This is a genomic window from Solwaraspora sp. WMMD1047, from assembly GCF_029626155.1.
In the GTDB taxonomy this organism is placed as follows: Bacteria; Actinomycetota; Actinomycetes; order Mycobacteriales; family Micromonosporaceae; genus WMMD1047.
In genome coordinates, this window is sequence record NZ_JARUBL010000001.1 from 1,617,594 (window position 1) to 1,634,223 (window position 16,630).

Consider the following 16,630-nt stretch of genomic DNA (forward strand, 5'->3'; position numbering starts at 1 on the left):
CGCCTACATGGACGAGACGCTGACGAGGATCGCCGCCGCGGTCGAACGCGGCCGGTCCGGTGCGCCGGGTCCGGCCCGGGACGAGTTGACCGCGCTCTGGGCCGAGATCGGGCCGACCGGCGACCCGTTCCACCGGTGCACCCTGGCGCACTACCTGGCCGACCTGCAGGAGAGCGCCGAGGCCGAGCTGGAATGGGACAGTCGGGCGTTGGCGGCGGCGACCGAGCTGACCGACGAGCGGGTCCAGCGGCACGATGCGGCACTGCGGGTCCAGGCATTCCTGCCGTCGCTGCATCTGAACCTCGCTGACGTACACCGCCGGCTGGCCGACCCGCAGCTGGCCCGGCAGCATCTGGCGGCGGCCCGCGAGCTGCTCCACCTGCTGCCGGCGGACGCCTACGGCGCGATGGTCCGGGCCGGCGTCGACCACGTCACCTGGGCGCTCGACACCGGTTCGACGGCCCGGCTCGACAGTCACCCCTGAGGGTGGGGCAGTCGTGGCGGGTGGCGCCGGACGCCGATCGCGTGCCAGATCGCGGCGCCGCCCACCACGCCGGTCGCCGCCCAGGAGAGCGTCACCGCTTCGAGGTGCGGTCCGGCCGGCACCAGCGCGGCCAGCGCCGCCAGCGCGACCAGCAACGGTGCCGGGAGGACCCCGAAGACCGCCCGCTTGAACAGCAGGTAGCCGGCGAGGAAGAGCGCCGGTCCGCCGAGCACGCTGGCGATCGTCGCGGTGTCCGCCGGGTCGCCGGGATGGTGCAGGGCCAGGTCGTCGCCGACCGCGGTCACGATGATCCCGGCCACCATCGGGATGTGGTAGTAGGTGTAGGCGGAGCGGCCCAGCCCGCCGGGATCGTCGGCCCCGGCGATCACGTCGCTGGCCGCCTCGGCCGCCCGGTCGAAGTAGATCCACCACAGCGCCACCGTGCCGCCGAACGCCGCGCCGAACGCCGCCAGGGTGAGCCCGGTCGGCGGGACGTCGCCGAAGACCGCGCCGGTGATCAGGATCGATTCGCCCAGTGCGATGATCATCAGCAGTCGGCTCCGCTCGGCGAGATGGCTGCCGGTGATCGGCCAGTCCCGGGTGCCGGAGCGGCCGAGTTTCGGCAGGTAGAAACCGATGGCGGCGGCACCGGTGTCGACGGCGGCGGCGACCGCCCAGAGCCCGAGCCGTAGCTCCTCGGCGCTGAGGCCGCCGGCCACCCAGAACCCGGCCGACAGCGTCCGCCAGGGCAGGATCCGCAGGAAGTTGCGGCGCATCCCGGTGTCGGCCCGCAACAGGACCACCGCGTACGCGCTGCGCCCGACCTGCATCGTCGCGTACGCGGCGGCGAACCACAGACCCCGGTCGCCGTACGCCTCGGGGATGGATGCGGACATCACCAGGCTGGCGCCCATCACGGACAGCAGCAGTGCGCGCATCCGCAGCCGGTCCGGGTCGACCCAGTTGGCCAGCCAGGCGGTGTCCTGCCACGCCCACCAGATGGCGAAGAGCAGGATGCCGGCCTCCGCCACCCCCCGCAGGGTCAGGTGGTCGAGCAGCAGGTGGGTCAACTGGGTCACGGCGAGCACGTACACCAGGTCGAAGAAGAGCTCGACCAGGCTCACCCGGCGGCTCTCGTCCCGGGTCCGGAGTACGCCGCCGTCCCCCTCTGTCATTCCGACTCGCTCCTGCCCGTCTCGCCCGAAATGCACGATACGAGAATTCGATGGTCGAGTCTCCGGAACGCTATCCGGCGATGGTGCGGACACCGAGGCCGACGAGGATGCCGCCGGCCAACCGGTTGAGCGCCCGCAGAGCCGTCGGACCGCGCAGCAGCCGGGCGGCGGTGTGCGACAGCACGGTCCAGCCGGCCAGCCAGGCGGTGTGCAGCACCGCGTGGCCGGTGGCCAGCGCCAGCATGGCCGGTAGGACAGTGGCACCGGGCTGGAGGAACTGCGGCGCGAGGGTCAGGTAGATGGCGGCGGCCTTCGGATTGAGCACGTTGCCGAGCAGCCCCTGCAGGTACGGGTGGCGGGCCCGGGCTGGCAACCAGCGCCTGCGCCGGGCGCCGGCCGCGCCGACCTCCCGGCTCCCGGCGCCTTCCCGCCGCATGGCGGCCCCCCGACTCCCGGCGCCTTCCCGGCGCGCGGCGGCTCCCCGCCGCCCGGCGGCGGACCAGATCAGCCAGAGGCCGAGCGCGACCAGATAGCCGGCGCCGATGGTCTTCACGAGCCAGAGGGCCTGCGCCGACCGCAGCAGCAGCGCGGCCAGCCCGGCGGCGGCCAGGCAGGCGTGGAGGTAGAGCCCGGTGACCGTACCCAGAATCACCCACCAGCCGGGCCGGCGGCCGTTCGCGGCGACCTGCGAGACGACCAGGGTCAGGCTGGTGCCGGGGGTGAGGGTGATCGGCGCGACGGCGAGCACGAAGGCCGCCGTCGCGACTCCGCGCACCTAGCCGACCACGCGGTAGTGGGTGGTGAGCCGGCGCTCGTCGTCGAGCAGGTGGAAGGCGATGCCGGGCGGCGCGGCCAGGTCGACGAGCGGGCCGGGCCCCTCCCAGGGCAGCCGCATGGTGGAGACCACGCCCGGTGCGATGAGCAGTGGCCGGCCGGCGAACGTGGTGGCCGCGGCGGTGTGCGCGTGCCCGGTGAGCACCGCGACGACCTGCGGGTGGGCCGCGATCAGATCGGCCAGCGGTTCGGCGGGGGCCAACCGGATCGAATCCACCACCGGGTGGGAGAGCCGGACGGGCGGGTGGTGACAGGCCACGAAGACCGGCGCCTCCGGCGGCGTGGTGGCGAGCTGGTCGCCGAGCCAGTCCAGGGTCTCAGCGTCGAGCCGGCCGTCGTTGCGGCCGGGGATGCTGGAGTCGCAGAGCAGGAAGACCGCGCCGGCCACGTCGTACCGGGCGTTGATCGGCCTGTCACCGCCGTCCGGGTCGGTCAGCAGACCTCTGCGGTACGCGTCCCGCACGTCGTGGTTGCCGGGGCAGACCAGCACCGGGTACGGCGACGCGAACAGCTTGGCGGCAAGTTGGTACTCGGCCAGCTCGCCATGGTCGGCGATGTCCCCGGTCACCAGGATGACGTCGGGCGGCTGGGGGAGCGCGTGCAGGTGGTCCCAGATCCGGGCGGTGCGCTCGGCCGATCTGGGGTCGTCGTCGAGGTGGGTGTCGCTGATGTGGGCTATCAGGAGCATCGCCTCTCCTAATGGCTTAAGGAATCTAAACCGTTAGATCGGCTAGGCTAGCATTCACCCTGGGAATCAGTCGACAGGCCGTTGGAGCGCCGATGTCATCGCAGCTCACGCTCGCCCTTGCCGGCACCATCCGGCACGACGGAGCCGGTGGCGTCGCCGACGATTTCGCCGATCCCGCCGGGCTGACCGACTGGCTGGAGCGTCATCGCGGCCTGCTGCGGCCGTACACCGGGGAACTTGATCTGACGGGCGACCGGCCCGACGAGTCGGCCTGGCGCGCGGTGGTCGCGCTGCGCCGCGTGGTCCGCACCCTGCTGGCCCGGGCGGTCCGGCCGGCTCCGCCGAGCCGCGCCGACGCGGCCGACCTGCTCACCGCCGAGGTCGCCCTGGCGCGGCTCAACCAGGCCGCCGGTCGGCTGCCGGTGCGACCGGTGCTGAGCTGGCCGGCCGACGCGCCGCCGGCGGTCGGGCAGGTGACCGGGCCGGCCGAGCTGGGGGTACGGCTGACCGCCGCGCTGGCCCGCGCCACCATCGAATTCCTGGGCGGCCCGGAACGGGAGCTGCTGTTGGCCTGCATGGCCCCGCGCTGCGTGCGCTACTTCCTGCGGGACCACCCGCGTCAGCAGTGGTGCAAACCGTCCTGCGGCAACCGGGCCCGGGTGGCTCGGCACTACCACCGGCGGCAGTCCGAGCCGGCGGTCGGCTGATGACGGAGCAGGTGCCGCGCTCGGCCGACGAGCTGCTCGACATCGTGGACGAACGGGACCGGGTGGTCGGTCAGGCGCGCCGCGCCGAGGCGTACGCCCGCAGGTTGCGACACCGCTGCGTGTTCGTGCTGGTCCGCGACGCGCAGGGGCGGATCTTCGTACACCGGCGGGCGGACCGGAAGCTGGTCTTCCCGGCGCTGTACGACATGTTCGTCGGCGGCGTGGTCGGCGCCGGTGAGTCCTACCACGACGCGGCGCTGCGGGAGGCCGAGGAGGAGTTGGGCGTCACCGGGCTACCGGCGCCGACGCCGCTGTTCACCTACCTCTACGAGTCCGCCGAGCACACCTGGTGGTGCGCCCTCTACGAGGTGGTCTGGGACGCGCCGGTCAACCCGCAGACCGAGGAGATCTCCTGGTACGCCTTCCTGACCGAGGCCGAGTTGGACCACCGCCTCACCGAGTGGCCCTGGGTCCCCGACGGCGCGGACGCCTACCGCCGACTCAGGTCCCACCCCACCGGCCAGGGCGCATGACGGCACTGGCGTCGGACCGCCCGGTCCAACCCAGCCGGGCGCGGAGAGGCCGCTCAACCGTTGCCCAGCCTGCGATCGGCGATGACCCGCGCCTCCTGCAGGATCTGATCAAGCTCCTCGTCGGACAGGTTCTCCTGATACAAGATCGTGTACGCGATCAAGGTCTGGATCTTGCCCATCTCCTCAGGAGGGACCTGCAGCTTGACGGGTGGGTCAAGGACGGCTGCGAATGACCTGCGGTTCGTCATAGACGCCAGCGAACCGCCTGTCGACAGCGAGGAAAAAGAGTGCGCTGAGGTACGGGGGCCAGCCAGCCCAACCGTCGTCATCGAGCTTCCGCTCGTAGTGGTCGTTCGCCTCGTACTCGTCACGGACGAGCGTCCGAACGAACTCGATGAGGTCGACCTCGACTGCCATCCCAATCCTGCCGGGTGGTCGCTATCCACCGCTCGTGGACTGCCAACGTTCGAGGTGGTTCTCGGCCTCCCTGAGGAAGGCGTCGAGCTCGCTTTCGGACATGCCGTCATCCGCGACCAGCTTGAACAGAAGCTGTCCTTCTATCTCGGCGATCGTGCCGATGTCGAGGCGCTCGACCGTGTCAGCGACGCCGGGCTCGTCCATGTCGAGGGTCGCGAAGATCAGGGCTTCGGCCTCGGCGGCAGGCAGCGCTCGACCTTCAGCGAGCGCGGCGCGAGCGTCGGCCACGAACCTGATGATCTCTCCAACGTCCTTGGTCCGGCCGAACCGCTTCTCGACGGCGAGGCTGAAGGCGGACGCGATGATCGCGACCGGGGTGCCCTTGTTCTGCTGCTCGAACTCGCCGACCAGGGCGTCGTAGGTATCCCAATCCTGTTGCAGGACCGCGCGAAGGAACCTGGTGTTCTCATGCATCTTGACTGTCATCCCGATCTTCTCGCTGACTTGACGGTCGAGCTTTCCTGCGTATTCTCTCGGCCACCTCAACGCCCTTGATCCCGAGGATCGCCACGGTGAACGCCGCCAGGAGGGCGTCGCCCGCCGTAGCTCCTCCCGGCGGATTGGTCGAGGTGATCACCGGCTCGGAGGACCTTGGTACGGCGACGCCACCTGATCCGGTGGCTTGTTGGAGTATGTTTCCCAGTTGCTTGCCATGCTGGAGCCCGTCATCAGCGTTGGCGACCGACATGAGCCGGTCCATCATTCTGTTGGCGAGCCTGCCCCGCCCGCTGGAGGCGGTAACGACATCGGCGCCGGACGGCATCGAATCCGGAGCTGAGTCGCGGGCGGGCACCGAGCCAGGGGCGATCCTATTGACATAGGCTGCGAAGCAGGTGGCGGCATCGGCGAGGGAACGGCTGACCTCGCCTGCTTTGTCGGCTCCCGCCCGGCTCCGGGTGACCGCCTCCTCCAGAAGAGGGTCGTTGGTGCCTCTGGAAACCTCGGCGTACGCGGTACCCGCCCGCTCGGCCTCCTCTCGGGCTTGGACAGCTACCATGGCGCTCGCGTCGATGAGGTCGAGCAGAGCGTGGAACTGCGCGACAACTGCTCCGACCGAAACCTCACCCATCAGAGCGTCGAGGCATATGCGGCCGCTGCGTCGGCCGCCGAGCGAAGCAGGTCAACGCCTTCGTGGGCCCACGACAAAGCTTCGTCGAGCCGTTCCAGCCCGGTCTTCACCAGGTCGTCCTCGCTGTCGTGGCACGTTCGGAGCGCCAAACTCTCTGCTTGTTGAACGTGGACGAGGACGCGGAGCAAGGTCTGCCTGGCGTCATCGGCGTGCAGGTCCCCCCGCCGCAATGTGGCCTTGACCTCGGCGATGTTCACGACCGATCCAGTCTCAGGCGGGTCAGCCGAGGTGGCTGGCGTATTCGCGGGCGGCGGCGGAGGTGCCCTGCATCAGGGTGGCGGCTTCGGCGAGGCGCTGCCGGGTCTGCTCGGCGCGGCTGATCGCCTCGGCGATCTTCGCGTGGTTGGTGCCGGCCGAGACGGTCCGCAGCCGGGTCAGCACCTGCTCGGTGCCCTCCATCGCGGCGCGGATCTGGCCGGCTGTCTGGTTGCCCTGCTCGGCCGCCTGAGCGAGTGCCGCCTTGACTTCCTCGATGCTGGCCATGCGATCCCCTCCGGCCCGCCGACGTCGACGAGCGTCTCGTCTGCGTGTCCGGACGGACACTATCCGAGACCGCCGGCCCGGTGCTGCCCCAGTCGCCGCCCCGACAGCGGAGAACTTGCGCGCTGACCCTCTACGAGCGACTGGTTACACCCGTTGATGATTGTCGGTGGGGCGTCCGGCGGCGGACGGGCGTCCCGGATTTCGCCGGGACGCCCACCCGGGTTCAGAAGTCGAACTCGCCGTCCTTGACGCCCGCGACGAAGGCTTCCCACTCGCCACGGGTGTAGACGATGGTGGCGGCGTCGGGGGACTTGCTGTGCCGCACCGCCACCCGACCCGAGCCGTCGGCCAGCGGCCCGGCCTCGACGCAGTTTGCGCCAGTGTCGGCGCTGCGGGTACTGATGTGCCAGGCCACCGCCGGCAGGTTCTCGATCATGGAAGTTCCTCCCCGATGGTCGCTATCAGCTCAGCCGAAGCCCTCGGATCGAGCGCGGCCTTTGCCACCCGATCGTACGCATCACGGAAGCCCTCGGACTTGGGCGATTCCAGGAAGAGCCGGCCTGCTCGGTTCTCCTGATAGGCCACCGGAGGGTACGGCGCCGGCATCCGGAAAACCCAAAATGATCCGTCAACGCCGGGATGGAGGCCGACTGAGGCCGGCAGCACCCGGACGTCGATGCGCGGGCGCCGGGCGATCTCGGCGAGGTGCGCGAGTTGTGTCCGGTGCAAAGCTGAGCCGCCGATGCTCCGGCGCAGCGCAGACTCGTCGACAATGGTCTCGATGTAGGGATGGTCCTCCCGCTCCAGCATCCGCTGACGCTCCAAGCGGAGCGCCAGGCCCTTTCCGATGACCGACTCGGCGGCGGTAGGTCCTTCAACGCAGCGGATCACCAACTCTGCGTACTCGGGGAGCTGGAACAGACCTGGTACCACCAGGGAGTGGTAGGAACTGATCCGCTCGGCACGCGACTCAAGCCACGGCACGTCGATGAACCCGGCGTGAGAGACTTCGCCGTCGTTCTGATCCCAGCGATCGATGCGCCAGATCTCGTCTGCCACAGCGAGCATCCTTGCCCGCGCCTCGGCGTTGTAGAAGCCGTAAATGTTGAGCAGGTGCTCCACATCCGGCCGTTGAATCGGCCACTCGGCCCGTTCGAAGCGGCCCAGGGCCGACCGGTCCCGGCCAAGCATCTCTGCGGCGAGTTCCAGGGAGAGTTTGCGCTTCTCACGCAGGTGTCGTAGGTGCAGGCCGAGCCACTGTGCTCGGAGGGTTCGGTTGAACATGCGGGTCGTCATGATCCACCTTTCGGGGATGGCCAGAAATGGCCATGGGGAACGGTTGCTCCCATCCGGCCTCGTTGGCAGCGTGAGGTTCAGGCGCCGCTGTGCGGGCGTCGGAGGAGGTGAAGGTGGTGACGGTCCACTGCTTACGGGAGTTCCGCGCTCGTTCGTTACCGGCACCGCGGCTGTGCCAATAGCCGCCTTGCGGTGACGGGAGTGGCGCTACCCCCGCCGGGTCTCAGAAGGAGTCAGGAACTCCCTTAACCGACTTGCCAAGAGTTTTACCACGGGAGGCCGGCCCAAGGCGACCCCCAAAATCGAAGAATCCAAGCCGCCGATCAATGGCTCCGGCGGCCGGTATAACTCGCGCCAAATTCGCCGATCGAACTGTTCGTAACCTCAATCCGGAAAGGCCGGTGTCGGTGTGCCAGTCGTGATCCATCGTCTATTGCGAAGTGGAATGCCGTCCGGGCCGGGTGGCGGGTTCCTGGGCGGCACGGTGCCGTACCAGCCATTGGCGCCGTGGCAGGTCCGGACCCGGCGGTTCCGCCCGGTGCCCTACTGGCGGCGGGGGATCGACCCGGCAGAGGTGGCGAGCTTCCTGGGCCGGCTGGCCGGGGACCTGGAACTGCTGCACGCCGAGCTGGAGCGCACCCGGGAGCAGAACCGGCGGATCAAGGCGGCGCTGAGGCACTGGCGGTCGACCCGCGTCGGCGTACCCGGAAATGGGGTTGAGCCCGACGTGAGTGACCAGACGCGACGGCGGTCCCGGCGGTGACCGGCGACCTGGTGGTGGTCTGTCCGACCTGTGACGGGATGACGTTCACCCTGGGGAGGTGCAGTTGCGCGGGCGACGGCGAGCCGTACCCGCAGTGCCGGCTCTGTCAGGGGATCGGCAGCGTGGCGCGGGCCTGCCACGGGTGCGGGCAGACCGGTCGGCGGCGGAGCCAGCTCGTGGTCACCGTGGCGAACCTGGACACCGGGGCGGTGGCGTCCGCGAACGTGGTGCCCGGGTCGGTGCGGCCGTGCCGGTGGCCCTACGGCGCCGGCTGGCACCTGCCGGTGGCGCCGCTGCTGCGTGACCTCGCCGCCCGGGTCGGGGCGGCCGGCTGGCACGAGCACGGCGGGCGGTCGCCGGACGGCCCGATCCTGTTCCTGCCGCCAAAGTGGCGATCCGACCTGCCCGAGCAGCACCGGCACGCCCTGGAAGCCGACGCGATCGCCCGGCACAGCCACAGTGCCTGGCTGGTCTACCTGGGCCGCAACACCGCCCGCCCGGCGCCGGACCCGACCCGGGAGCTGGACCGGCTGCGGCGGGTCGCGGACCTGCTCCGGCTGGACCTGGTGCTGGAGGTCCGGCGCCTGCCGCGCGACGACCACCGCTGGGACATCCGGTACGAGGTCCACGGCAGCCCGGTGCCGGACCGGCCGCGCGGCTGGGCCGACGACCTGCCCGCCGCGCTGCTGGCCACCACCGTCGAGGACGCCCTCTTCGGCCTGGCCGACCGGGGCCGCACCGCCCCGGCCCACTACCTGCTCGCCGGCGCCCCGCAGCGGCCTGCCGAACCGGTCGCCGTCGAGGTGCTCGAACGGCGCCTCCTCGCCGACCTGACCGACCCCCGGACCGGAGAACCCACGGCCGGCGCGCAGGCGATCTGGCGGGACGGCCGGTGGTGGCACACCAGCCTGCGGGTGGCCGGCAGCACCGAAACCCTCGTCGAGGAGCCGACCGGTCGGGTGGTGAGCCGGCTGACGACCAACCTGCGGCGCGGCTGGCAGCCGCCGGCTCCGGCGTGGCTGGGACCGCCCATCCCGTACGCCGAATGCCCGGCCTGCGACAAGGCCAGCCGGCTGCGGCCGTGTGGCTGCACGGTCGGGGACCGGCCGGCGGACCCGGCCTGCGAGGTCTGCTTCGGTGCCGGCCGGTATCCGTCCGCGCTGCCCTGTTTCCGGTGCGGCGACAGCCGCCGGATCTACCGGGGCGCCGCCGTCACCATCAGCGACCTGGCGACCCGGGTCACCCACCTCAACTGGACGGGCGGCGCCGCCGACGCGCCGCTGGTGGCGACCCAGCCCGGCGGCAAACCGGTCCACCAGCTTCCCGCCGGCTGGCGGCTGGCCGGGTGGGCGACCTCCTTCGGGGTACGCCCCGAGGAGCTGTCCGAACTGGATCGCGGCGGGCCGATCGGCGACGAACTACGCGACGGGATCGTGACCGTCGACCATGCGGGGGCCGATCCGGTGCTCACCAACCTCGCCGAGGTGACCCGGGGCCGGCCGGCGGCCCGGGTGCTGGTGTCGGCGGTCCGGCCGGACGTGCCGCCGCTGGCGGCGGTGATCCGGCTCGGCATCGGGCTGGGCCTGGCGGTCACCGTCACGATCCGGGACCACATCGGCAACGTCGGTGACCCGAGGCTGATCCAGGGCGAGAGTTGGGACGTGCGGGTCGGCTCGGACCCGGCCGACCCGCCCTGCCACCACACGATCGAGGCGGCCGTCGCCAGCTTCCTCGGGTCGCTGGAGATCACCGTGTCGGCCGCGGTGCCGGCCGACCCGGCCGTGCCGATCGCGGTGCCGCAGGCCCTGGCGACAGCGCTGGACCCGATCGACCCGGTACGGCTGATCCGGCGGCTCGGCCGGCACCACGCCGGTCAGGCGGTCGCGGTCCGGTACGAGCGTGGCGGCTGCCACCTGCACCTGCGGGAGCGGGACGAGATCCGGCACCTGGCCACCGCGCCAGACCTCGTCACCGCCCTCACCGCGCTGGGGCTGCGCTAGCCGTCGAGCCGCTGGTCGGCGTAGACCAGCATGGCGTCACGCAGGTACTCGACGAGCGCGTCGTCACCGCCGCCGATGTTGGCGCGGAACCGCTCGTCCTCCACGTACATCTGGGCCAGGCCCTGGTACGCCTCTCGGTTGGGCGTCCAGAACAGGCAGGTCACCTCGTAGTGGAGCTGGATCAGGTCCTGGACCCGCTGGTCGGTGACCGGCACCCCGGCCGCCTTCAGCGGGGCCAGGCCCTCGTGCACCCGGACATAGCCGGTGCGGGCCTGCTCGGCGTCGTCGTCGGACCAGCCCTGCATGCGCTGGTCGGCGGCGTCGACGGCGGCGTCGCCCCAGCGCTGCCGGGCCTCCGCCTCGTAGGGGTTCGTCTCGAACCCCGCGAACACCTTCCGGGGAGTCATCTCCCTTCCCTCCTGGATGTTGCAGATCGTGGTGTCGACGGTGTGGACCAGCCGGTCCAGCCGGTCCCGTTCCCGGACCAACCAGTCCCGGTGCCGCTGCAGCACCTCGACGGCGCTGTCGTGGCCCTGCCGGGACAGCACCTCGGCGACCGCGTCGAGTCCGAGCCCGAGCTCCCGCAGCAGCAGGATCCGCTGCAGCCGGAGCAGCTGCTCCTGCTCGTAGTAGCGGCGGCCGCCCTCGGCCGTCCAGGCCGGGGTGAGCAGCCCGATCGCGTGGTAGTGCCGCAGGGTTCGCGACGTCACGCCGGCTTCCCGAGCCACCTAGGCGATCGACCAGGCCATGGCCACCCGTCACCTTCCGTGATCGCGACCGGGCTTTCCGGTCGTGCTGATGACGGTAGGTGTTGCCGCTGCGTCAACTGCAAGCCCGAATCGCCGGGGGAGTTACTGCGTCGGCGCGACGACGGTGACCGGTTCGGAGAGCGGGCTGGTGGTGTAGCCGGAGAAGGGCAGCGCCACGCTGTACACCGCGAAGGTGTGCTCGGCGCCGGGGGTGAGGGCGACCCGGTACGAGGTGGACGGCATTGAGGCGTACCCCTGCCACTCGCCGTCGACCAGGCGCTTCATCGAGTACCGGAAGACCGGGCCGCCGGAGCGGGGCCAGGTCAGCAGGGCGCTGGTGGGGGTCAGCTCCGAGACCACCGGCTGGTCGGGGGCCGGCAGCGGGATCAGCGGATTCTGGGCGGCGGCCGGTGCGGTGAGCGGGCCGAGCACCAGCAGCAGGGCGGCGACCAGCGGGAGCGCGACGGCGCGCAGTCGGGATGCGGACATGACAGATCCTCCTGAGGATGAGCGACACGCCGGTACCCAATAAATCTACCAAGGTCGATATAGCTCGGTGCCCGGCGCCGACGGGCCACACCGGCGGCGCCGGGCACCGAGGCTTACCCTTCGGCGAGCAGGTCGAGGGCGAGCGCGGCGGTCCAACTGAACGCCGCGGCGCCGATCCCCTCCCCGGTGCCCGGATCGAAGTACTCGTAGCAGCCCGCCGAGCGGATCAGGTCCAGCATCGCCGTCCGCAGGGTCGCCGCCCGCTCCACCCGGCCGTGCGTGCGCAGGCCGCGCCAGAGCAGCCAGTTCACGTTGATCCAGACCGGGCCGCGCCAGTACCGCAGCGGGTCGAAGTCGGCCGCCGTCCGGTCGTAGCTCGGCACCGCCAGCCCTTCGGCCAGCCCGAACCGCGCCGACTCGGCCGCCGCCACCACGCCGGCCACCTGCGCCGCCGGCAGGTCGGGCAGGATCAGCGGGACGAGACCGTTCACGCACCGGGCCGGGCTGGACCGCCCGGTCCGCACGTCCCGGGCGTGGAACATCCCGGTGTCCGGGTTGTAGAGCCGGTCCGTCAGCGCCCGGGTGATCGCCGCCGCCCGGTCGCGGTGCCCGGCCGGGTCCGCCCCGACCACCGCGGCGATCTCCGCCAGCGCCAGCTCGGCCGCGCCACGCAGCGCGTTGAACGCCGGGCACTCGACCAGGAACGGGTGCCGCGCGGCCAGCTCCGCGTCCCGATAACCCCCATCCCGGTACGCCGACGCGATGGTGATGTAACGGGCGTAGTCGAGATCGGTCGGGCGGTGGTCGACGGCGCCCACCTGGTTGTCCCGGCGCCGGTAGCCGGCCAGCGGATCCACCGGAACCGGCACGGCGGCCAGGGTCGCGTCCCAGGACGGGCTGTTGTCCAGTCCCGACTCCCACGGGTGCACGATGCTGCTCAGCCCGGCCCCGCCGACGTCCCGGTAATCGGTCAGGTAGTCCTGCTGCGCCACCAGCCGCGGATACAGCCAGCGCAGCTCCCGCAGCGCCGCCTCGTCCGGGCGGCGCCGGTAGATCTCCCAGGCGGCGATCGCGTGCGCCGGGGGCTGGACGATCCCGGTGGTCGGCCGGCCCCAGTACGCCGGACCCGGGAAGTAGTCGCATTCGGCCACGCCCGGGTCGAACACGATGTGCGGCACCCGGCCGTCCGGCCACTGCGCCGTGAAGAGGCTGCGCAGGTCGTGCCAGGCCCGGTCCGGCGCGACGTGCGCCAGGCCGATGCTGATGAAGGCGGCGTCCCAGCTCCACTGGTGCGGGTAGAGCGTGCGGGACGGGACCGTGTGGTCGTTGGCCCAGTTGGCGGCGAGGATGTCGGCGGCGGTGCGCCGGAGTTCCTCGTCGGTCGCGCCGGGGTGGCGCGGGTAGGTGGGGAGGGTGTTGAGGCGATTCATCCGGCGATCCTTCGGCCAGGTGTGACGAGCTGAACAGGGCGCGCGCCAGCCCGGCGGCGGTGCGGGGGGCGCGGATCAGGCCACGGCGCAGAGCCGTCCGGCGATGGGCGGGCCGCGGCTCAGGCGAGTACGGGGCAGGTCGTCCGCGTCGACGGTATCCGGGTACTTTATGCCGGCGCCGGCGTTGCCGACCACCACCCGTTCGTCTGGCCCGGTCCACCCCACCGGACGGCAACTGTCGGGTCGCCGTCAGGAGCATGTTCCCGGCGGTCTGGGGTACGAATGACGACATGACCGCATCTGTCGCGCAGCCCAGTGTCCTGCTCCCCGGCGAGGTGGCGATGCCGCTGCTCGGCTTCGGCACCTGGCAGGCCACCGGCGGCCAGGGCTACGACGCCGTCCGCCAGGCCCTGGACGCCGGTTACCGGCACCTGGACACCGCGACCATGTACGGCAACGAGGAGGAGGTCGGCCGGGCGGTCCGGGACAGCGGGATCGCCCGCGAGGACATCTTCATCACCACCAAGCTGCCGCCGGAGCGGGCCGGCCGGGAACGGGCGACGATCGACGCCAGCCTGGCCGCGCTCGGCGTCGAGTACGTCGACCTCTGGCTGATCCACTGGCCGCCGCGCGAGGAGGCCGGCGTCGCCACCTGGCGGGAGTTCCTCGCCATCCGGGAACTCGGGCTGGCCCGCGCGGTCGGGGTGAGCAACTACAGCGTGCCGCAGCTCGACGCGCTCATCGAGGCGACCGGGGAGGCGCCGGCGGTCAACCAGGTGCCGTGGAGCCCGTCGCTGCACGACGCGGAGCGGCTGGCCGAGAACCGGCGGCGCGGGGTGGCGGTGGAGGGCTACAGCCCGTTCAAGAACACCAAGCTGCGGCACCCGGTGCTGGTCCGGGTCGCCGACGCGCACGGGGTGAGCGCCGCCCAGGTGGTGCTCCGCTGGCACCTCCAGCACGAGATCGTGGTGATCCCGAAGTCGGTCACCCCCGAGCGGATCAGCACCAACTTCGACATCTTCGACTTCGCTCTGTCGCCGGAGGAGATGACCGAGATCGACGCCCTCGGCCGCTGATCATGTAACGCTGCGTCGACGAACCGATGCGGCGGGCTCTCTTCGGTGCTGCTGCGCGTGATTGGTACGCGGTTTCCTCTGGTCGGAGTGCTGACAGCTATCGCTTCCTGAGGTGAACCCCGCTACGGTGACTGTGCGTAGAAGCCTGGGGAGGGAAGAAATGGTGAACGATTACGGTGCGCAAGCGGCCGCTGCGGTACCGATGTGGTCGGAGAGCGTCGGGCCGGGGCCGGACTTCGCGACCTGTGTGCTTTATCTGGACTGCGGAGACGACCTCGCGACGCTCGGCCCGATCCTGCGCTACTGGCATGACCAAGCGTGCCGGCTGTTGTTACCAGCCGTGATGACCCCGGGGGCGCCGGAGCCGACGATGTCACTCAGCGCACATGAGCAGACGGCCGACGGTCGCCCTCGGCGGAAGCGGCCGCAGCAGTGGTCCGACGGGTTGACCGAGGACCTGTACCAGCTCTCCGCGCACTGGTTCGACGTCGCGCCGGCCGCGACCGCGTCCGAACTGGACCTGTACGTCTACCGGTTCGCCGACCGCCGGCACGTGAAGCTGCAGGTCTCGGTCGGGTTCCAGGACCGGCCGGGCGGGCTGCCCCGGGTGGTGCCGGCGCTTATCGAGTTGACCCGGTTGACCGGTGACCTGGCCGATCCGACCTACGGCGAGATCGTTGTCAACGCCGGGGTGCTGGCGCCGGCCACCATCCTCGACGGCGCCCTCGACCGCGGGGTCGTCGAGTCGGCCCGGGCCAGCCGTCAGGTGCTGCGCGGGTACGAGTGGGTGACGGTGTGTCCGAAGGAGCTGGTCGGACGGCTGGGCGGGCTCGCGGCGCTGCGCGAGTCGGGGGCGTTCAGCGAGGTGGTGGCGCTGCGGCACGGTGGCGCGCTGCTGCGGGCCACCGACGACCCGGGTGCCTACCAGGACGGTCGGGTACGCGCGGTTCACCAGGCGCTCGCGCCGCTGCTGCCGGCCGGCGAGCCTACTGACGTACCCGGTCAGGATCTTTCCCGGCTGGTCTTCGCGGATGCCCACGCGGCGGTCTGAGCTGGACGGACGACGGCGCGGCCGCCGGTGGAGGACGGGCGTGCGTCCAGGACCGGCGGCCGCTCCGACGGTGCGCGGTCAGCCGCGCGAGCAGGCCGTCCCGTTGAGGGAGAACGCGGTCGGCGACGAGTAGCTGCCCGACAGCGTGCCCTGGTAGCCGAAGGACGCGGTGGCGCCCGGGGCGATGCTGCCGTTCCAGGAGATGTTGCGGGCCGTCACGGCCGAGCCGCTCTGGCTGACGGTGGCGTTCCAGGCGTTGGTGACCTGCTGCCCCGAGGGCAGGTTGTAGGTGAGCGTCCAGCCGTTGATGGTGCTCGACCCGCCGTTGCGGATCCGCACGTCGGCGGTGAAGCCGGAGTTCCACGAGTTCGCCGTGTAGGTGACCGCGCAGCTAGCGTTGCCGGGCGGCGGCGTCGTCGGGTTCGGCGGCGGGGTGGTGGGGTTCGGCGGCGGGTTGGTGGGCTGGCCGCCGCCGTTGACCGCGGCCGAGAACGAGTTGACGCCGAGCCCGGTGCCGCCCTGCCACGGCTCGAAGCCGGCCTGAATGCTGGTCAGGTACCAGGCGTTGGTGATCGCGCCCCGGTTGCGGGTGTCGTTGATGAAGTCCAGCACGCTGAAGTTCCAGCTGCTGATCGGCGACGACGAGACGTACGAGATGACGTTGTTGCCGCCGTTGTTGCCGCGCCAGACCTCCCAGTTCCGGCCGCCGACGGTGGCGTTTCCGACCGGCGAACCGATCGGCTGGATCGAGCCCTGCCGGTTGAACCAGATCATGATCTCCATCTGGTTGACGCCGTCCCGCTTGGGCGACGGGTCCAGCCAGATGTCGTACGAGGCGTTGTAGATGGCCCCGCTGACGTAGTTGTAGCTGATGCTGCTGGTGGCGCTGCTGATCTGGCTCACCTGCATCGGCAGGTTGGTGCCGGGGGAGCAGTTGGTGTAGTGGCACCCGAGGAAGACCGACGGGTACGACACCGGGGCGCCGTTGGTGGGGGCGGAGCCCTGCTGGCTGGTGATCGAGAAGCCGTTGTTGGTGACGTTTATGCACTGCTGGGCGGTGGTGCCCCAGCGGTTGTTCTGGACCACGTAGCGGCCCTGGATGGTGGTGCTGCCGTACTGCTCGCAGATCTGGGTGTCGGCGGCGGCGGGGCCGGCGAGGGCGATCGCGGCGATGGTGCCCGGAATGAGCAGGGCCGCCGCCGCGATGGCGCGGATGGGGCGTCTCATGGTGCTCCTTGGCTGGTGGGGGTCCGTGGAGTCGGGGGT

22 protein-coding genes are annotated in these 16,630 nt (G+C 71.3%); 7 read left to right on the plus strand and 15 right to left on the minus strand.

What is annotated here, in order from left to right:
* Positions 1-7 precede the first annotated feature (7 nt).
* Complete coding sequence (locus tag O7627_RS07510) at positions 8-484, plus strand: hypothetical protein (protein WP_278092770.1); 477 nt, start codon at positions 8-10, stop codon at positions 482-484.
* Here the strand turns inward: O7627_RS07510 and O7627_RS07515 are convergent.
* From O7627_RS07515 to O7627_RS07525, 3 genes are all read right to left on the minus strand, one after another.
* The gene (locus tag O7627_RS07515; RefSeq protein ID WP_278092771.1) at positions 475-1,659 is read right to left on the minus strand and encodes a low temperature requirement protein A; all 1,185 of its coding nucleotides are present in this window, start codon (positions 1,657-1,659) and stop codon (positions 475-477) included. The two genes, O7627_RS07510 and O7627_RS07515, sit on opposite strands and share 10 nt — an antisense overlap.
* A 70-nt stretch (positions 1,660-1,729) precedes the next feature.
* Complete coding sequence (locus O7627_RS07520) at positions 1,730-2,434, minus strand: LysE family translocator (RefSeq protein ID WP_278092772.1); 705 nt, start codon at positions 2,432-2,434, stop codon at positions 1,730-1,732.
* Positions 2,435-3,181, minus strand: coding sequence for a metallophosphoesterase (locus tag O7627_RS07525; RefSeq protein ID WP_278092773.1), 747 nt, complete (start codon positions 3,179-3,181; stop codon positions 2,435-2,437).
* A 92-nt stretch (positions 3,182-3,273) separates the two neighbouring features.
* Here O7627_RS07525 and O7627_RS07530 point away from each other — a divergent pair, with 92 nt between their 5' ends.
* Positions 3,274-3,888, plus strand: a complete 615-nt coding sequence (locus tag O7627_RS07530; protein ID WP_278092774.1) for an ABATE domain-containing protein — start codon at positions 3,274-3,276, stop codon at positions 3,886-3,888.
* Positions 3,888-4,421 (plus strand): NUDIX domain-containing protein, encoded by a 534-nt coding sequence (locus O7627_RS07535; RefSeq protein ID WP_278092775.1) that lies wholly within the window; start codon positions 3,888-3,890, stop codon positions 4,419-4,421. The genes O7627_RS07530 and O7627_RS07535 overlap by 1 nt, the downstream gene beginning before the upstream one ends.
* 53 nt (positions 4,422-4,474) lie before the next feature.
* Here the strand turns inward: O7627_RS07535 and O7627_RS07540 are convergent, their stop codons facing one another.
* The 8 genes from O7627_RS07540 to O7627_RS07575 all read right to left on the minus strand — a co-directional run bounded on the left by O7627_RS07540 (position 4,475) and on the right by O7627_RS07575 (position 7,806).
* Positions 4,475-4,600, minus strand: a complete 126-nt coding sequence (locus O7627_RS07540) for a hypothetical protein (RefSeq protein ID WP_278092776.1) — start codon at positions 4,598-4,600, stop codon at positions 4,475-4,477.
* Between the two features lie 34 nt (positions 4,601-4,634).
* Complete coding sequence (locus tag O7627_RS07545) at positions 4,635-4,838, minus strand: hypothetical protein (RefSeq protein WP_278092777.1); 204 nt, start codon at positions 4,836-4,838, stop codon at positions 4,635-4,637.
* Between the two features lie 21 nt (positions 4,839-4,859).
* Entirely contained in the window at positions 4,860-5,324 is a 465-nt protein-coding gene (locus tag O7627_RS07550) for a hypothetical protein (protein WP_278092778.1), read from the minus strand.
* Positions 5,305-5,967 carry a hypothetical protein gene (locus O7627_RS07555; protein ID WP_278092779.1) on the minus strand — a complete coding sequence of 221 codons (663 nt, stop codon included), beginning with the start codon at positions 5,965-5,967 and terminating at the stop codon, positions 5,305-5,307. Before O7627_RS07555 ends, O7627_RS07550 begins: the two co-directional genes overlap by 20 nt.
* Complete coding sequence (locus O7627_RS07560; protein ID WP_278092780.1) at positions 5,967-6,224, minus strand: hypothetical protein; 258 nt, start codon at positions 6,222-6,224, stop codon at positions 5,967-5,969. The genes O7627_RS07555 and O7627_RS07560 overlap by 1 nt, the downstream gene beginning before the upstream one ends.
* A 22-nt stretch (positions 6,225-6,246) precedes the next feature.
* A complete protein-coding gene (locus tag O7627_RS07565; protein WP_278092781.1) occupies positions 6,247-6,510 on the minus strand; it encodes a hypothetical protein in 264 nt (87 codons plus the stop codon).
* A 223-nt stretch (positions 6,511-6,733) separates the two neighbouring features.
* On the minus strand, positions 6,734-6,946 hold the full coding sequence (locus O7627_RS07570) for a DUF397 domain-containing protein (RefSeq protein ID WP_278092782.1): 213 nt from the start codon (positions 6,944-6,946) through the stop codon (positions 6,734-6,736).
* Positions 6,943-7,806, minus strand: coding sequence for a helix-turn-helix transcriptional regulator (locus O7627_RS07575; protein ID WP_278092783.1), 864 nt, complete (start codon positions 7,804-7,806; stop codon positions 6,943-6,945). Before O7627_RS07575 ends, O7627_RS07570 begins: the two co-directional genes overlap by 4 nt.
* A gap of 445 nt (positions 7,807-8,251) precedes the next feature.
* Between O7627_RS07575 and O7627_RS07580 the strand changes: the two genes are divergently transcribed.
* Both O7627_RS07580 and O7627_RS07585 read left to right on the plus strand, forming a co-directional pair.
* On the plus strand, positions 8,252-8,569 hold the full coding sequence (locus O7627_RS07580; protein ID WP_278092784.1) for a DivIVA domain-containing protein: 318 nt from the start codon (positions 8,252-8,254) through the stop codon (positions 8,567-8,569).
* Positions 8,566-10,569: a hypothetical protein gene (locus tag O7627_RS07585; RefSeq protein WP_278092785.1), complete on the plus strand. Its 2,004-nt coding sequence runs from the start codon at positions 8,566-8,568 to the stop codon at positions 10,567-10,569. The genes O7627_RS07580 and O7627_RS07585 overlap by 4 nt, the downstream gene beginning before the upstream one ends.
* Here O7627_RS07585 and O7627_RS07590 read toward each other — a convergent pair.
* The 3 genes from O7627_RS07590 to O7627_RS07600 all read right to left on the minus strand — a co-directional run bounded on the left by O7627_RS07590 (position 10,566) and on the right by O7627_RS07600 (position 13,237).
* The gene (locus O7627_RS07590; RefSeq protein WP_278092786.1) at positions 10,566-11,297 is read right to left on the minus strand and encodes a TipAS antibiotic-recognition domain-containing protein; all 732 of its coding nucleotides are present in this window, start codon (positions 11,295-11,297) and stop codon (positions 10,566-10,568) included. The genes O7627_RS07585 and O7627_RS07590 overlap by 4 nt on opposite strands.
* Positions 11,298-11,420: 123 nt before the next feature.
* Complete coding sequence (locus O7627_RS07595; RefSeq protein ID WP_278092787.1) at positions 11,421-11,807, minus strand: fibronectin type III domain-containing protein; 387 nt, start codon at positions 11,805-11,807, stop codon at positions 11,421-11,423.
* A 113-nt stretch (positions 11,808-11,920) separates the two neighbouring features.
* Positions 11,921-13,237, minus strand: coding sequence for a hypothetical protein (locus O7627_RS07600; protein ID WP_278092788.1), 1,317 nt, complete (start codon positions 13,235-13,237; stop codon positions 11,921-11,923).
* Between the two features lie 290 nt (positions 13,238-13,527).
* Here O7627_RS07600 and O7627_RS07605 point away from each other — a divergent pair, with 290 nt between their 5' ends.
* Positions 13,528-14,313 (plus strand): aldo/keto reductase, encoded by a 786-nt coding sequence (locus tag O7627_RS07605; protein ID WP_278092789.1) that lies wholly within the window; start codon positions 13,528-13,530, stop codon positions 14,311-14,313.
* A gap of 160 nt (positions 14,314-14,473) precedes the next feature.
* Positions 14,474-15,364 (plus strand): hypothetical protein, encoded by an 891-nt coding sequence (locus tag O7627_RS07610; protein WP_278092790.1) that lies wholly within the window; start codon positions 14,474-14,476, stop codon positions 15,362-15,364.
* 78 nt (positions 15,365-15,442) lie between these two features.
* Here the strand turns inward: O7627_RS07610 and O7627_RS07615 are convergent, their stop codons facing one another.
* Positions 15,443-16,591, minus strand: coding sequence for a cellulose binding domain-containing protein (locus O7627_RS07615; protein ID WP_278092791.1), 1,149 nt, complete (start codon positions 16,589-16,591; stop codon positions 15,443-15,445).
* Positions 16,592-16,630 lie beyond the last annotated feature (39 nt).

Coding starts and splice junctions, on each gene's coding strand:
- O7627_RS07535 (WP_278092775.1), top strand. CDS start 3,888: ATGACGGAGCAGGTGCCGCGCTCGGCCGACGAGCTGCTCGACATCGTG.
- O7627_RS07600 (WP_278092788.1), bottom strand. CDS start 13,237: ATGAATCGCCTCAACACCCTCCCCACCTACCCGCGCCACCCCGGCGCG.
- O7627_RS07545 (WP_278092777.1), bottom strand. CDS start 4,838: ATGGCAGTCGAGGTCGACCTCATCGAGTTCGTTCGGACGCTCGTCCGT.
- O7627_RS07515 (WP_278092771.1), bottom strand. CDS start 1,659: ATGACAGAGGGGGACGGCGGCGTACTCCGGACCCGGGACGAGAGCCGC.
- O7627_RS07570 (WP_278092782.1), bottom strand. CDS start 6,946: ATGATCGAGAACCTGCCGGCGGTGGCCTGGCACATCAGTACCCGCAGC.
- O7627_RS07540 (WP_278092776.1), bottom strand. CDS start 4,600: ATGGGCAAGATCCAGACCTTGATCGCGTACACGATCTTGTATCAGGAG.
- O7627_RS07550 (WP_278092778.1), bottom strand. CDS start 5,324: ATGACAGTCAAGATGCATGAGAACACCAGGTTCCTTCGCGCGGTCCTG.
- O7627_RS07510 (WP_278092770.1), top strand. CDS start 8: ATGGACGAGACGCTGACGAGGATCGCCGCCGCGGTCGAACGCGGCCGG.
- O7627_RS07530 (WP_278092774.1), top strand. CDS start 3,274: ATGTCATCGCAGCTCACGCTCGCCCTTGCCGGCACCATCCGGCACGAC.
- O7627_RS07555 (WP_278092779.1), bottom strand. CDS start 5,967: ATGGGTGAGGTTTCGGTCGGAGCAGTTGTCGCGCAGTTCCACGCTCTG.
- O7627_RS07565 (WP_278092781.1), bottom strand. CDS start 6,510: ATGGCCAGCATCGAGGAAGTCAAGGCGGCACTCGCTCAGGCGGCCGAG.
- O7627_RS07575 (WP_278092783.1), bottom strand. CDS start 7,806: ATGACGACCCGCATGTTCAACCGAACCCTCCGAGCACAGTGGCTCGGC.
- O7627_RS07580 (WP_278092784.1), top strand. CDS start 8,252: ATGCCGTCCGGGCCGGGTGGCGGGTTCCTGGGCGGCACGGTGCCGTAC.
- O7627_RS07615 (WP_278092791.1), bottom strand. CDS start 16,591: ATGAGACGCCCCATCCGCGCCATCGCGGCGGCGGCCCTGCTCATTCCG.
- O7627_RS07595 (WP_278092787.1), bottom strand. CDS start 11,807: ATGTCCGCATCCCGACTGCGCGCCGTCGCGCTCCCGCTGGTCGCCGCC.
- O7627_RS07610 (WP_278092790.1), top strand. CDS start 14,474: ATGGTGAACGATTACGGTGCGCAAGCGGCCGCTGCGGTACCGATGTGG.
- O7627_RS07605 (WP_278092789.1), top strand. CDS start 13,528: ATGACCGCATCTGTCGCGCAGCCCAGTGTCCTGCTCCCCGGCGAGGTG.
- O7627_RS07525 (WP_278092773.1), bottom strand. CDS start 3,181: ATGCTCCTGATAGCCCACATCAGCGACACCCACCTCGACGACGACCCC.